Source organism: Achromobacter sp. SX5 (genome assembly GCF_056711425.1).
Genome location: NZ_CM160041.1, coordinates 2,357,413 through 2,370,948, shown reverse-complemented (window position 1 = coordinate 2,370,948; position 13,536 = coordinate 2,357,413). Strand labels below are relative to the sequence as shown.

Here is a 13,536-nt window from a genome sequence, read left to right as displayed (position 1 = left end):
CGTAAATACCCCACATCCTTTTAAGACGACAGGAGTTGGGGTATGGCAGAGAAAGGCGCAATCCATGGCTTGGCGATAGGCGTGCCGTCGGCGGTGCTGGCGGGCGCCGTCGCGTTGTCGCTGCTGGGCTATGGCGCCGCCAATGCGATCGAAACCCGCTTTGGCATTCCCGCCGAATTGACTTACGGCTCGCCGCTGGACCTGCTGCATCTGTCCCGCCATGCGCTCACCGGCTGGATGGAAATGGCGGACAAGCTGCACGAGACCGAGAACTTTCGCTGGCTGGTCTACGTCATGGCGGGCGTGGGACTCGCGCTGACCTTGATAGCCATCGCCGCGCGTACTCCCAAGGTACGCCATCAGGCGGTAAAGGCAGGCGGCCGGGCGTGGCGCGCGCTGTCGAATCTGCCGGGCGCCGGGGCGCTGCGTTGGCTGCGCAGGCAGGCGCTGAGCTTCACCCCGCTGGCAATAGGCGCAGCCGTTCCATGGCTGCTGATTATCCTGATGAAGATGGCAATCACCGTGTTCGTCATTCTTCCCTACGCCGGATACAAGGGTGCGCTGCTGCACTTCGACACCTGGGTCGTATCCGCGGAATTCTGCAGCCCGATACGAGGCCGCAATGAAAGACTGAACCCGTTCAACCTCAACGCCTCGCCGTCCACGCAGGAATACAAGACCAAGATCACCCCCTGCCTGTCCCTCTGGCAAGACGGCGCCCTGGTTGCCGAAGGCCGGCATGTCGCCTCCACCGATAGCACGGTGATCCTGTTCGACCCGGTAAGCGGGAATGTGGTGATCGAACCCACCGAGGGCCGGTCCATGCGCTTGAGCGGCCCGTCCGCCGCCGTCCTGAACGATCAGCTGCGAACCCCGCTCACCGACGATTGACTACGCCTGCCACGCCGCCACCAGCCGGTTTCCGCCCGCCTCCTTGGCGCTGTACAGCGCTCGGTCGGCGGCGGCCAGGGCTTCGGCCAGCGGCGGCGCAGCCCGTTCGTAGCGGGCCAGGCCGATGCTGACCGTGGCCGACATGGCGATGCCGTCGGCCTGGGCCGCGATGGCGCCGGCGAAGCGTTGCGCGATGGATTCGCCCAGCGTCTGGGCGCGGCCGGCGGCGTCGCCGGCCAGCAGCGCGGCGAATTCCTCGCCGCCGATGCGGGCGAGGATGGCGTCGGGGCCCAGCACGGCGCGCGCCGTTTCCGCGAAGGCCTGCAGCACCTGGTCGCCTTTCTGGTGGCCGTGGCGGTCGTTGATGGCCTTGAAGCGGTCGAGGTCGAACGCCAGCACGGCCAGCGGCGCGCGGGCTCCGGCGTCCTGCAGCAGGCGCGCGCCCTGCTCGAAGAACCAGCGGCGGTTGCCCAGCCGGGTCAGGTAGTCGGTCTGCGATTCGCGCAGGAGCTGGCCGTGGGTTTCCTCGCGCACCAGCTTGAGCAGGGTCATGGGCAGGAGGATCGAATACAGCACGCCCTCGTACATGGTGAGCGTGCTGGCGGTCAGGTGTATGCCGGGGCCGTGTCCGGCCACCCACCACGGCAGCAGGCAGGCGCGCGCGGCGTAGATCAGCGCGTGCACGCCGGTCACCGCCGCGGCGATGCGCAAGGGCGTGTAGGCCTTCAGCTCGTCGCAGCGCAGCAGCTGCCAGGCCGTCATGCCGCTGACCAGCGCGATGGGAAATGCGCTGACGTATTTCCAGACGAGGTCCTCGCCCCGCTCGCCGGCCGCCGCCCATATCAGCGCCATGACGATGAGCAGCGCGAAGGAGGCGGCGCGGTAGCGCCTGCCGCGCAGCGAGGCCGCGCCGTTCATGACCAGCAGATAGCCGCTGAGCACGATGAGGTTGGCCGCGGCCGAGCCCAGCCCGCCCGGCACGCGGCTACGGAACAGCGCGGCGGTGCAGCCCAGCGCCAGCGTCGCGAAGCCCGCCGCCAGGATGCGCAGCGAGCGGCTGCGCCGGGGATGCGTGCGATGCTCCCAGAACGTCAGGCCGGCCGTGGCCAGCAGGGTTCCGATGATGATGAAGTAAAGGGTGAGGAGATCGACGTACATCGGAGACGTTGGGTATGGCGCGGCTTTTGCGCGGCAGGCCGAAATTCTACAAGGGCCGGCTTACGGCCGGGTCGCGGGCGCGCGCTCATCTACAATCGCAGGCCAAGCCGGTCGTAGGCGCGGCCGGGCGGTAGCTCACAGGTAGTAATGACGCGCGCGAAGAAAGCCCCTCCCAGGAAGAAACGTTCCACCAGCAGGTCCACGGCCCGTTCCAGCGGCCGATTCCCGAAGTTCCTGAAAGCGCTGCTGTTCTCGTCGCTGGCGAGTTTCGGCGCGGCCACTTATGTGCTGAATCCGCAGTGGCGGATTCCGGCGCCGGTGCAGGAGGCGCTGAACCGGCTGGGCTGGCCGGCCTTGCCGCACGAACGGACGGCAAAGCCGCAGGAACGGGCGGCGCCCACGGCCGCGCCGGCCGGCGCGCCGGCCCAGACCATGTTCGCCGAGTGCCGGCAGTTCTTTCCGCATTCGCGCCCGCCGGAAGTGCCGGGCAGCCAGAAGCTGCGCGAGATCTGTTTTTCGGCCTTCGCCATCCTGCACGACGGCCAGACCAAGACGCCGGTGTTCGTGGCCGAGCGCCTGAACCTCCGGATGCTGACGCAGGCCCAGGGCCTGCAGCGCACCGACAGGTTCTACGCCGAGGCGCGGCTGCCGCGCGCCGAGCGGGCCGAGCTGGACGACTACCGCGGCTCGGGCTATTCGCGCGGGCACATGGCGCCGGCCGGCGACATGTCCACGCCCGAGGCCATGGCGCAGAGCTTTTCGCTGGCCAACATGGTGCCGCAGAACCAGATCCATAACGGCGGCGCCTGGAGCGCCATCGAGCAGGACACCCGCAAGTACGTGATGCGCGCCGCCGGCGACGTGTACGTGTTCACGGGGCCGGTATACGGCGAACGGCCGCAGACCATCGGTTCGGGCGTGGCGGTGCCCAGCTACCTGTACAAGGTGGTGTACGACGCCACGTCGGGCCGCTCCTGGGTGCACTGGCAGGCCAACGCCGCCGGCACCCGCGCGGGGCCGCCGATCAGCTACGAGGAGTTCGTGCGGCGCACGGGGCTGAAGCTGCTGCCGGCCGGCGGCTGAGGCGCGCGGCCGGATTCAGCCGTTCATCTGGTACAGCTGTATCAGGTTGCCGCAGGTGTCGGAAAAGATGGCGATGGCGACCATGCCGGCCGGAGTCGGGTCGACGGTGAAGGCCACGCCTTTTTCCTTCAGGCGCCGCACGTCTTCCTGCAGATCCGCGCTTTCGAAGGCGGTGACGGGAATGCCGTCGTTCCTCAGCGCGGTCTGGTAGGCGTTGGCCGCCGGATGGCTGTTGGGCTCCAGCACCAGTTCCAGATCGGCGGGGCCGTCAGGCGAGACCACCGTGATCCAGCGCGCCGCGCCCATCGGGATGTCGTTTTTCTTCTGGAAGCCCAGCACTTCGGTGTAGAAGCGCAGCGCTTTGTCCTGGTCGTCGACGAAGATGCTGTTGAGCTTGATTCTCATGGGGTCGCTCCCGTGGTTTGCGCAGGCGCGCCCTCAGCCGCGCCAGGCGGCCTCGATGGCGGCGATGTCGATCTTGCGCATGGTCATCATGGCCTCGAAGGCGCGCTTGGCCGCCGCCGGGTCGGGGTCGGCGATGGCCTCCATCAGCACCCGCGGCGTGATCTGCCAGGACAGGCCCCACTTGTCGCGGCACCAGCCGCATTCGCTCTCCTGCCCGCCGTTGCCGACGATGGCGTCCCACAGCCGGTCGGTCTCGGCCTGGTCCTCGGTGGCGATCTGGAATGAAAAGGCTTCGCTGTGCTTGAAGGCCGGCCCGCCATTCAGGCCCAGGCAGGGAATGCCGATGACGGTGAATTCCACCGTCAGTACGTCGCCCTGCTTGCCCGAGGGATAGTCGCCCGGCGCGCGCAGCACCCGCTGCACGGCGCTGTCGGGGAAGGTCTGGGCGTAGAACTGCGCGGCTTCCAGCGCGTCGCGGTCGTACCAAAGGCAAATCGTGTTCTTGCTGGCCATGGCGGCTCTCCTGACGAAGTCCCGGTAGGTGCAGCATAGCCGCGATGCCGGTCCGGCAAGCGTTACCAAGCTTTGGAAAATGTTGTGGGCGCAATGCCGCCACATTTGTTACTCCCGGCGCAGGATGTGCGGTGCCACACTGTTCCCACGGACATCCAACCCAGGAGGAACCCGCTCATGACAGCCCCTACCGACAACCCCAGCCCCGCCGCCGCATCCCCCATGCGCACACCCCCGGTGGTTTCGCCGCAGGAATGGGAGGCCGCGCGCCAGCGGCTGCTGGTGAAGGAAAAAGCCCACACCCGCGCCCGCGACGCGCTGGCCGCCGAGCGCCGCCGCATGCCCTGGACGGAGGTGGACGCCAATTACGCCTTCGACGGCCCGCACGGCCGGCTCAGCCTGTCCGACTTGTTCGACGGACGCCGCCAACTGATCGTCTACCGCGCCTTCTTCGAGCCCGGCGTCTACGGCTGGCCGGAACACGCATGCCGCGGCTGCTCCATGGTGGCCGACCAGGTGGCGCACCTGGCGCATCTCAACGCCCGCGACACGACCCTGGTCTTCGTTTCGCGGGCGCCGCAGGAAGACATCGCGCGGCTCAAGGCCAGGATGGACTGGAAGATGCCGTGGTTCACGCTCACCGATGGCTTCGACAAGGATTTCGGCGTGCACGAATGGCACGGCACGAACGTGTTCTTCCGCGACGGCGACCGCATCTTCCGCACGTATTTCCTGAACAACCGCGGCGACGAACAGATGGGCGGCACCTGGAACTACCTGGACATCACGCCGCTGGGCCGCCAGGAGACTTGGGAGGATTCGCCCGAGGGATACCCGCAGACCCCGACGTACAAGTGGTGGAACTGGCACGACAGCTATGTCCAGGGCGCGGCGCCCGACCGGAAGTGGGTGGAAATATCGGACGCGGGCGAGGCGGCATTCCGCAACAAGAACAAGTAAGCCCCCTTCTAGGGGTATTCCCGATCCCGTATTGTGGCAAAAGTGAAATTTCCCTATTATTTTTTCATTGAGAGTGAAAAACAGACCAGAGTTTCATGAAATCCGATAAGCCCGAAGACAGCCCGAACGCCGCCGACGAACACGACAAGGCCCTGGGCGAACGCCTGCGCGCGGCGCGCCTGCAGCAAGGCCTGAAACTGAAGGACGTGGCGGAACGGGCCGACATGTCGATCGCGCTGATCAGCCAGGTCGAACGCGGCCTCAGTTCGCCGTCCATGCGCAGCCTGCGGGCGATCTGCCACGCCCTGGGCATCGACGGGGCCAGCCTGCTGGCCCCGGCCCCCAGCGGCCCGGTCAGCGACGAGCAGAACGAATTCACGGTCAGGGTCGCGGCGCGCAAGCCGCTGAAGCTGGGCAACAACGGCGTCACCAAGTACCGCATCACGCCCAGCAGCTGCGCCACCCTCGAAGGGTTCCTGATGGAGCTGGAGCCGGGCGCGGCTTCCGACCCCGGCTTCCTGGTGCAGGCCAGCGACAAGATCGGCTACGTGCTCAGCGGCAAGCTCCAGATCTTCGTCGACGACAAATCCTTTTTGCTGGAGGCCGGCGACAGCTATGGCTTTTCCGGCAGCCACCCCTATCGGTGGCAAAACGGCTGGGACCAGAAAACCGTTTTCCTGGTCGTCAACAGCAACCATTTCTACGTCTGACCCCCTCTCCATTGCTCCACCGCATTCCAGCCCATACCGACAAATAAAAGGCCGCGACGCGGCCATCCAAGGGATAACACCGCAATGAACTCGTCTTCAGCATCGATCGGCGCGCGCCCGGCGCGCGTTCCCGCGCGCAAAGGCAAGCTGCGCGACATCGTGGCCGCCAACATCGGCGCCTTTTTCGAGTGGTACGACCTGCTGGTCTACGCGCTGTTCGCGCTGCCGATTTCGCGGCTGTTCTTCCCTTCCGACGACCCGCAGACCGCCCTGCTGTTCAGCTTCCTGACCTTCGCAAGTTCCTACCTGATCCGCCCGGTGGGCGCCGTCCTGCTGGGCATCTACGCCGACAAGAAGGGGCGCAAGGCCGCGCTGTCGCTGACCGCCACGCTGATGCTGATCGGCACGGCGCTGATGGCGCTCATTCCCACCTACGCCACCATCGGCGCGCTCGCGCCGGTGGCGCTGGTGGCCGGCCGCCTGCTGCAGGGCTTTTCCGCGGGCGGCGAATTCGGCACCGCGAATTCCTACCTGACCGAGCAGAATCCCAGAATCAAGGCGTTCCTGGCCAGCCTGCAGTTCTCCACGACGGGCCTGGCGCTGGTGGTGTCGGCGCTGTTCGCCTACTTCATCAACCACTACCTCACCGAAGCGCAGATCGACAGCTGGGGCTGGCGCCTGCCCTTCGTCTTCGGCTGCCTGATCGGCCCCGTCGCCCTCTACATCCGTTTCAAGATCGATGAAACGCCCGAATTCGACGGCGAGCAGGCGCAACGCGCCGCCCCGCTGCGCGAGACCTTCCGCCTGCACAAGCGCTACCTGCTGCTGGGCGCGCTGATCGTGGCCGCCGGCAACGTCGCCAGCTATCTCAACATCTACATGCCGACCTTCGCCATCAACAACCTGGGCATTTCCAAGGACGATGCGTTCGTGGCCTCGATCTGCAGCGGCCTGGTGTGCACCTTCCTGCCCATGCTGGGCGGGCTGGCCGCCGACCGCTACGGCGCGGTCAAGACCATGGCCGCCGCCCTGGTGCTGGGGCTGATCATCATCGTGCCCACCTTCAGGATGCTGACCGGCGCGCCTTCGTTCGGCTCGCTGGTGCTGTTCCAGTGCCTGATGTCGCTGGTGTTCTACAGCTTCTATTTCGCGCCGGTCGGCTCGCTCCTGGCGCAGCTGTTCCCGACCTCCTGCCGCACCACCGGCGTATCCATCGCGTACGTCGCGTCGCAGACCTTCTTCGGCGGCGTCACGCCCGTGGTGGTGGGCTTTTTGGTGACGCGCACCGGCACGATCATGTCGCCCGCCTACTACCTGATCGCGATCGGCCTGGTGGCCATCGTCGCGCTGGCCAGCGTGCGCGCCAAGGTCCGCTGAACTCCCGCCAACCTCTTACAGGCGCTATCCGTTTCATGGACACCCGCATTCCCTCCCACGTGGACGTCGCCGTCATCGGCGGCGGCATCATCGGCATCAGCACGGCCTGGTCGCTGGCCCGCGCCGGCCTGCGCGTCGCCGTATTCGAAAAAGGCGTAGTCGCGGGCGAACAGTCCTCGCGCAACTGGGGCTGGATACGCTCGGTCGGGCGCGACCACCGCGAACTGCCGCTGGCGCTGCGCGCCAACGCCCTGTGGCGCGAGCTACAGGCCCAGGCGGACGTGGGCTACCGGCAGCGCGGCCTCGCCTACCTGGGCCGCAGCGCGGCCGATATGCAGGGCCACGCCAAATGGCTGGAAGCCGCGCGCCCGTACGCGGTGCCCGCCAGGCTGGTCGATGCCGCCGACCTGCCCGCCCTGCTCGGCGCGCAGAGCGCGCGCGCCTGGGCCGGCGCCCTCTACAACGCCGACGACGGCGTGGCCGAGCCGCAGCTGGCCACCGCCGCCATCGCCGGCCTGGCGCGCGCGGCGGGCTGCCAGATATTCGAACGCTGCGCGGTGCGCGGCCTGGACCTGGCCGCCGGCAGGGTCGGCGGCGTGGTCACCGAACGCGGCGCCGTCGGCGCGGCGGCCGTGGTGCTGGCCGGCGGCGCATGGTCGCGCCTGTTCTGCGGCAACAGCGGGGTGTCGTTCCCGCAACTCAAGGTGCACGCCTCGGTGCTGCGCACCACGCCGCTGGAGACCGGCATGGATCTGGCCATCAACGGCGGCGACTTCACCTGCCGCAAGCGCGCCGACGGCGGCTACACGGTTTCGCAGCTCGGCGCCTCCACGGCCGACCTGACGCCCGACAGCATCCGCCTGATGCGCCAGTTCCTGCCGGCCTGGATGGCCGAGCGCAAGTACCTGAAGCTGCGCGTCGGACGGCGCTTCATCGACGAACTGAAGATGCCGCGGCGCTTCGCGCTGGACGCGCCCACGCCGTTCGAGCAGCACCGCATCCTCGACCCGCAGGCCGGCATGGCGGCCATCTCCACCGCGCTGGAAAAGCTCAAGGCGGCCTTCCCCGCCTTCGCGCCCGCCCGCGTGGCCGGCGCCTGGGCCGGCATGATCGACGTCACGCCGGACGCCCTGCCTGTCATGTCGGCCGTGGATTCCGTGCCGGGCTTCTTCCTGGCCTCCGGTTTCTCGGGCCACGGCTTCGGCATCGGCCCCGCCGCCGGCGAACTGATGAGCGAACTGGTCCAGGGCAGGACGCCCACCGTGGACCCGGCCGCCTTCCGCCTGTCGCGCTTTGCCTGACCCCTTTTTTCACCCCGTTCATGGAGTACATGCAGTGCCTGACAACAATGCCCGACTGATCCGTTTCAACGGCGGCCCGATGGTCGATCCGGTCCCCGGCAAACCCAAGCAGCCGCTCACCGGCGACGCGTCGTTCCTCAGCGTCAAGGCCTTCGACCACGAAACGGCGCGCGCCGGCGTGTGGGAAAGCACGGCGGGCACGTTCCAGGCCAACAATGCCGGCTATATCGAATTCGGCTACATCGTCGAGGGCGCCTGCCGCCTGGTCGATCCGGACGGCACCGTGCATGCGCTGGCCGTGGGCGATGCCTTCGTCATGCCCGAAGGCTATTCGGGCCGCTGGGAAGTGGACCGGACCGTCAAGAAAATCTACTTCATCAGCGTCACCCGCTAAGCACGAACGCCCGGCCCGCCCGGGCATCCCCGCCCCCCGGCCAGCGGCAGCTTCGGCGCCTGCGCCGTCGTCAGCACGTCCCCGAAGGCATCGTCGTGCGGCCCGACAGTACAATTCCCCTGCTTTTTTCTTCTCCTGCCCGGCCATCCATGTCCAATCTCATCGTCCACGGCGGCACGCCCCTGCGCGGCCGCGTCACTCCTTCGGCCAACAAGAACGCGGTGCTGCCCGTGCTGTGCGCCACGCTGCTGACCGACCAGCCGCTGCGGCTGCACGGGGTGCCGGACATCACGGACGTGCGCAAGATCCTGGAGATCTTCCGCACGCTGGGCAGCGACGTGCGGCTCGACGAAAGCACCCGCACGCTGGACCTGCACCACCGCGACACGGCCTTCGACGCCGCCCGCCACCGGCTGCCCGAGGAAATGCGCTCGTCCATCATGCTGGTGCCGCCGCTGCTGGCCCGCTTCGGCGTGGCGCGGCTGGAAGACAACGTCAAGGGCTGCACCCTGGGCGTGCGCGAGATCGATCCGCACGTGGACATCTTCCGCTCGTTCGGCGGCGAGGTGGAGCGGGCCAGCGGCTCGCTGCTGGTGCGCGCCAGCGGCCACCTGCGCCCGACCCATCACTGGCTGGACTACGCCTCGGTGACCACGACCGAGAACTTCGTGCTGTGCGCCGCGGCGGCGCAGGGCGAATCCACGCTGACCAACGCGGCTTCCGAGCCGCACGTGCAGGAGTTCTGCCGCTTCATGGCGATGATGGGCGCCGACATCGACGGCATCGGCACCTCGCGCCTGACGGTGCGCGGCGGCGCCCGCCTGAAGGGCGGCGAATTCACCTTCGAGGAAGACTTCCACGAAATCACCACGTTCCTGGCGCTGGGCGCGATCACCGGCGGCGACGTGGTGGTGCGCAACAGCACCCCGGGCAACTTCCCGCTGATCGACCGCACTTTCGCCAAGTTCGGCGTGCAGATCGTGCATGAAAACGGCTGGTCGCGCGCGCTGCGCCAGGGCCCGCTCAAGGTGCAGACGCCCTTCACCAGCAACGTCCTGACCAAGGTCGAGGCCGCGCCCTGGCCCTACTTCCCGGTGGACCTTTTACCGATCTTCATCGCGCTGGGGGTGTGCGCCGAGGGCAACGCCATGTTCTGGAACAAGGTCTACGACGGCGCGCTGGGCTGGACCGGCGAATTGTCGAAGTTCGGCGCCCACGTGTTCTCGTCGGACCCGCACCGCGTCATCACCTTCGGCGGCCGTCCGCTGACGCCGGCGGTGGTCGAAAGCCCCTACATCATCCGGGTCGCGATCGCGCTCTTCATGGTGGCCAGCAGCATCGGGGGCCGCTCGGAAATCCGCAACGCCACGCCTATCCGCCGCGCCCATCCGCGCTTCGTGGAAAACCTGCGCAGCCTGGGCGTGCAGGTGGAATGGACCAGCGAAGAATAGCTGCCGGCGGGCCGGCGCAAGCCTATACTTTGCAGACACACACGCTCCATTACGCGTAACGGGAGCCCGCCGACTTACTCCCGGCGCGACGCGCCGGGAGCGTGGCACTCCAGGGTCATGGCCCCTTGCACCGGAGGCGGATGCCATGTCGCGCCCCGCAGATTGAGACGGCTCGTTTTTAGACGCAGTCTACGAAGCAGCACCTTCAAGGAGGTGTGTGATGAGCAAACTCTCCAATGACGCGCTGGACGCCCTGCGGGCGTCCGCGAGGGGCCAGGTCCTGACCCCCGACGCGGCGGGCTACGACGACGCCCGCAGAATCTGGAACGCCATGATCGACCGCCGCCCGGCGGTCATTTTGCGATGCGCCGGCGCCGCGGACGTGCGCCTGGCGGTGGACTTCGCGCGCCGCAACCGCCTGGTGGTGGCCGTGCGCGGCGGCGGCCACAACATCGCCGGCACCGCCGTCTGCGACGGCGGCATGATGATCGACCTCTCCGCGATGAAGTCGGTGCGGGTCGATCCGCGGCGCGCCCGCGCCTATGTCGAGCCGGGCGCGCTGCTGGCCGACGTGGACCACGAAACCCAGGCCTTCGGCCTGGCCGTGCCGCTGGGCGTGAATTCGACGACCGGCGTGGCGGGCCTGACCCTGGGCGGCGGCTTCGGCTGGCTGACCCGCCGGTTCGGCATGACCGTCGACAACCTCGTTTCGGCCGACGTGGTGACCGCCGACGGCCAGCTGCTGCACGCCAGCGCGCAGGACAACGAGGACCTGTACTGGGCGATCCGCGGCGGCGGCGGCAACTTCGGCGTGGTGACGATGTTCGAATTCCAGCTGCACGCGGTCGGCCCCATCGTGTACGGCGGCCTGGTGGTGCTGCCGCTGGCCCAGGGCCGGCAGGCGCTGCTGCAATACCGCGAGGCGCTGGAAACCATGCCGGAGGAACTGACGGTGTGGGCGGTGCTGCGGCTGGCGCCGCCGCTGCCGTTTCTGCCCGAAGCGGTGCACGGCAAGCCCATGCTGGCCTTCGCCATCTGCTATTCGGGCGATCCGGACCGGGGCCTGGCAGCGGTCGAGGCGGTGCGCGGCTGGGGCCAGCCCTATGGCGAACACCTGGGTCCCATGCCTTATACCGCCTGGCAGCAGGCCTTCGATCCCCTGCTCACGCCCGGTTCGCGCAATTACTGGAAGTCGCACAACCTGGGCCAGTTGCAGGACGGGCTGATCGACGCGCTCATCGGCGCGGTCGAAACGCTGCCGTCGCCGCAGTGCGAGATCTTCCTGGGCTATATCGGCGGCGTCGCCATGCAGGTTCCCGTCGCGGCAACCGCCTATCCGCACCGCGCCGCGCAGTTCGCGATGAACGTGCACGGGCGCTGGGACGCGCCCGAGGACGACGAGCGCTGCATCGCCTGGGCGCGCGCGCTGTTTCGCGCGACGCAGCCCTATGCGCAGGGCGGCGTGTACGTGAACTTCCTGACGTAGGACGAACCGGATCGGCTGGGCGCCGCCTACGGGCCGAATTTCGAACGGCTGGTGCGGGCCAAGACCCGCTACGATCCGCACAACCTGTTCCGGCATAACCAGAACATTCCTCCCGCGGCGGCCTGACGGCGCCCTCGGTCCGCGCCCGGACGCCCGCACCGCGTTCGGGCGCGACCGATTATTGCCGCGACGCCGCGGCATTAAGGCGCGCAACAATTATTAACGTGTCTGGCAAAATATCTCATTGACGGGAATTGCCCCGGCCCTTATTTTTGGGCGATTCTGCCCTGTAATAAAAACGCAGTCGCCGGCGGAAAAAAATCCACCATGTCCCTCCCCCGATAAATGCGTAAGGAGCGCTGAGAACAATGGGTCATCTGGTTTTGCTGCTGCTGGGCGTGGAATATATGCGCAAACGCGCCCGCGCCCTGATGATTATCGGCTGGATATTCCTGATCGCCGGCATCGTGGTGTTCATCGATGCGCTGGACAATGCCATCTACTTTCCGCTGAATTTCTTCGCCGGCCTTTTCATCATCGAGGGGCTGGCCACGCTGGCCATCGCCAAATCGGGCGTGGGCGGACAGCGGGTGCTGCGCTACGCCAAGGGCATCATCGTGCTGACCGCCGGCATCCTGGTGCTGGCCGGCCACCATCACGGGCATTTCCTGCTGTCCATGATTTTCGGGCTGCTGTTCCTGGTGGACGGGCTGCTGCAATGCACCGCCGCCTACGTGGTGCGCTATGAGCGCTGGCGTTATGTATTCGCCTCCGGCGTGGCCGAAATACTGCTGGCGATTTTCTTTTTCCAGCCCTACCCGACCAATTACGTGGGCACGGTGCCTTATTGCCTGGGGCTGTTCCTCGCGTTCGCGGGCCTGAAACTGCTGGCGCTGGCCCACCGCACGCGGCGCCTGGATTCGAATCCCGCGCTGCATGCCAATCCCGATCCGGCCTTCATGCCCACGCGCGGCGACGACGCACCGCCGCAAACCGTTTTCGACGGCCCGCCGGCGGCCTCCGAGCGCGCGCTCACGGTCCACGTCTGGACCCCGTCCGGCTCGGCCAAGGCGGAAACCCGCAATTATCCGGTGGTGGACCGGTATATCGCCGCCGTCGACCTCAACGGCGTCGTGTCCACCGGCCATGCCGCGATGGAATCGCCCGAAGGCATCTACATCAGCCTGTATCCGGCCAAGGAAATCGACCGCTCTCCCGAGCAGTTCGGCATGCTGCTGCGCGCCACCGCCGACAACAACGTGCCGGGCCTGTTCCAGCCCGATTACCCGACCGAGGCCAAGGCCTGGTGCCCGTCCACGGTGCAGGTGCGCATCCGCAACTACGACGCCGCCAAGCTGCAGGCGTTCTGGGACGAATACCGCCAGAACACCACCTACAACCTGACTTACCGCAATTGCTCCAGCTCGGTGTCCAACGGCCTGGAGGCGGCGCTGGACGGTGTGGTGGGCCGGCTGCATGGCCCCAAGGCCGGCTGGCGCGTGCTGCTGCGCCTGCTGCTGACGCCCGAACTCTGGGTGGCCGGGCAGATCCGCAAGCGCGCCCTGACCATGGCCTGGACCCCGGGCCTGACGCTGGACTATGCGCGCGCGCTCAGCATGCTGGCCGATCCGCGTCCGTTCGGCTGGTGGAAGATGTCACAGCAGGCGCTGCGCCAGATGGCGCGCCTGCGCGCCGGCTGGCGCAGCCAGGACCGCGAGGCCGTCGCCCGCAACGCGCGCGCCGAATCGCAGGGCGCGCAATGACGGACGCGGCCCGCCTGCTCCGCCCGCCCGCGCCCTTGCCCGCC

The 13,536-nt window shown here is 67.7% G+C and carries 12 protein-coding genes and 1 pseudogene; 10 read left to right on the top strand and 3 right to left on the bottom strand.

Annotated elements, in window-relative coordinates:
• Window positions 1-42: 42 nt before the first annotated feature.
• A complete protein-coding gene (locus AC1M14_RS11235) occupies window positions 43-891 on the top strand; it encodes a hypothetical protein (RefSeq protein ID WP_479731584.1) in 849 nt (282 codons plus the stop codon).
• Here AC1M14_RS11235 and AC1M14_RS11230 read toward each other — a convergent pair whose 3' ends face one another.
• Entirely contained in the window at window positions 892-2,049 is a 1,158-nt protein-coding gene (locus tag AC1M14_RS11230; RefSeq protein WP_479731583.1) for a GGDEF domain-containing protein, read from the bottom strand.
• 147 nt (window positions 2,050-2,196) lie between these two features.
• Between AC1M14_RS11230 and AC1M14_RS11225 the strand changes: the two genes are divergently transcribed.
• A complete protein-coding gene (locus tag AC1M14_RS11225) occupies window positions 2,197-3,132 on the top strand; it encodes a DNA/RNA non-specific endonuclease (RefSeq protein ID WP_479731582.1) in 936 nt (311 codons plus the stop codon).
• 15 nt (window positions 3,133-3,147) lie between these two features.
• On the opposite strand, the gene AC1M14_RS11220 is transcribed toward AC1M14_RS11225, so the two are convergent.
• Both AC1M14_RS11220 and AC1M14_RS11215 read right to left on the bottom strand, forming a co-directional pair.
• Window positions 3,148-3,537: a VOC family protein gene (locus AC1M14_RS11220; protein WP_479731581.1), complete on the bottom strand. Its 390-nt coding sequence runs from the start codon at window positions 3,535-3,537 to the stop codon at window positions 3,148-3,150.
• A 33-nt stretch (window positions 3,538-3,570) separates the two neighbouring features.
• Entirely contained in the window at window positions 3,571-4,050 is a 480-nt protein-coding gene (locus tag AC1M14_RS11215; protein ID WP_102772010.1) for a VOC family protein, read from the bottom strand.
• Window positions 4,051-4,227: 177 nt separating this feature from the next.
• Here AC1M14_RS11215 and AC1M14_RS11210 point away from each other — a divergent pair, with 177 nt between their 5' ends.
• The 8 genes and pseudogenes from AC1M14_RS11210 (at window position 4,228) to AC1M14_RS11175 (ending at window position 13,492) form a co-directional block, all read left to right on the top strand.
• Entirely contained in the window at window positions 4,228-5,010 is a 783-nt protein-coding gene (locus AC1M14_RS11210; protein ID WP_479731580.1) for a DUF899 domain-containing protein, read from the top strand.
• A 95-nt stretch (window positions 5,011-5,105) separates the two neighbouring features.
• Complete coding sequence (locus AC1M14_RS11205; RefSeq protein WP_102772012.1) at window positions 5,106-5,720, top strand: helix-turn-helix domain-containing protein; 615 nt, start codon at window positions 5,106-5,108, stop codon at window positions 5,718-5,720.
• 84 nt (window positions 5,721-5,804) lie between these two features.
• Window positions 5,805-7,097 (top strand): MFS transporter, encoded by a 1,293-nt coding sequence (locus AC1M14_RS11200; RefSeq protein WP_111824858.1) that lies wholly within the window; start codon window positions 5,805-5,807, stop codon window positions 7,095-7,097.
• A gap of 35 nt (window positions 7,098-7,132) precedes the next feature.
• Window positions 7,133-8,398: an NAD(P)/FAD-dependent oxidoreductase gene (locus AC1M14_RS11195; RefSeq protein ID WP_102772014.1), complete on the top strand. Its 1,266-nt coding sequence runs from the start codon at window positions 7,133-7,135 to the stop codon at window positions 8,396-8,398.
• A 34-nt stretch (window positions 8,399-8,432) separates the two neighbouring features.
• Window positions 8,433-8,792, top strand: coding sequence for a cupin domain-containing protein (locus AC1M14_RS11190; protein WP_102772015.1), 360 nt, complete (start codon window positions 8,433-8,435; stop codon window positions 8,790-8,792).
• Window positions 8,793-8,941: 149 nt separating this feature from the next.
• Window positions 8,942-10,243 (top strand): UDP-N-acetylglucosamine 1-carboxyvinyltransferase, encoded by a 1,302-nt coding sequence (locus AC1M14_RS11185; protein WP_102772016.1) that lies wholly within the window; start codon window positions 8,942-8,944, stop codon window positions 10,241-10,243.
• A gap of 220 nt (window positions 10,244-10,463) precedes the next feature.
• Window positions 10,464-11,855: pseudogene (locus tag AC1M14_RS11180) on the top strand (FAD-binding oxidoreductase).
• Window positions 11,856-12,097: 242 nt separating this feature from the next.
• On the top strand, window positions 12,098-13,492 hold the full coding sequence (locus AC1M14_RS11175) for an HdeD family acid-resistance protein (RefSeq protein WP_102772018.1): 1,395 nt from the start codon (window positions 12,098-12,100) through the stop codon (window positions 13,490-13,492).
• Window positions 13,493-13,536: the final 44 nt, after the last annotated feature.

Excerpts from the sequence above, each read along its gene's own strand:
- AC1M14_RS11235 (WP_479731584.1), top strand. The coding sequence starts at position 43 with ATGGCAGAGAAAGGCGCAATCCATGGCTTGGCGATAGGCGTGCCGTCG.
- AC1M14_RS11230 (WP_479731583.1), bottom strand. The coding sequence starts at position 2,049 with ATGTACGTCGATCTCCTCACCCTTTACTTCATCATCATCGGAACCCTG.
- AC1M14_RS11225 (WP_479731582.1), top strand. The coding sequence starts at position 2,197 with ATGACGCGCGCGAAGAAAGCCCCTCCCAGGAAGAAACGTTCCACCAGC.
- AC1M14_RS11220 (WP_479731581.1), bottom strand. The coding sequence starts at position 3,537 with ATGAGAATCAAGCTCAACAGCATCTTCGTCGACGACCAGGACAAAGCG.
- AC1M14_RS11215 (WP_102772010.1), bottom strand. The coding sequence starts at position 4,050 with ATGGCCAGCAAGAACACGATTTGCCTTTGGTACGACCGCGACGCGCTG.
- AC1M14_RS11210 (WP_479731580.1), top strand. The coding sequence starts at position 4,228 with ATGACAGCCCCTACCGACAACCCCAGCCCCGCCGCCGCATCCCCCATG.
- AC1M14_RS11205 (WP_102772012.1), top strand. The coding sequence starts at position 5,106 with ATGAAATCCGATAAGCCCGAAGACAGCCCGAACGCCGCCGACGAACAC.
- AC1M14_RS11200 (WP_111824858.1), top strand. The coding sequence starts at position 5,805 with ATGAACTCGTCTTCAGCATCGATCGGCGCGCGCCCGGCGCGCGTTCCC.
- AC1M14_RS11195 (WP_102772014.1), top strand. The coding sequence starts at position 7,133 with ATGGACACCCGCATTCCCTCCCACGTGGACGTCGCCGTCATCGGCGGC.
- AC1M14_RS11185 (WP_102772016.1), top strand. The coding sequence starts at position 8,942 with ATGTCCAATCTCATCGTCCACGGCGGCACGCCCCTGCGCGGCCGCGTC.
- AC1M14_RS11175 (WP_102772018.1), top strand. The coding sequence starts at position 12,098 with ATGGGTCATCTGGTTTTGCTGCTGCTGGGCGTGGAATATATGCGCAAA.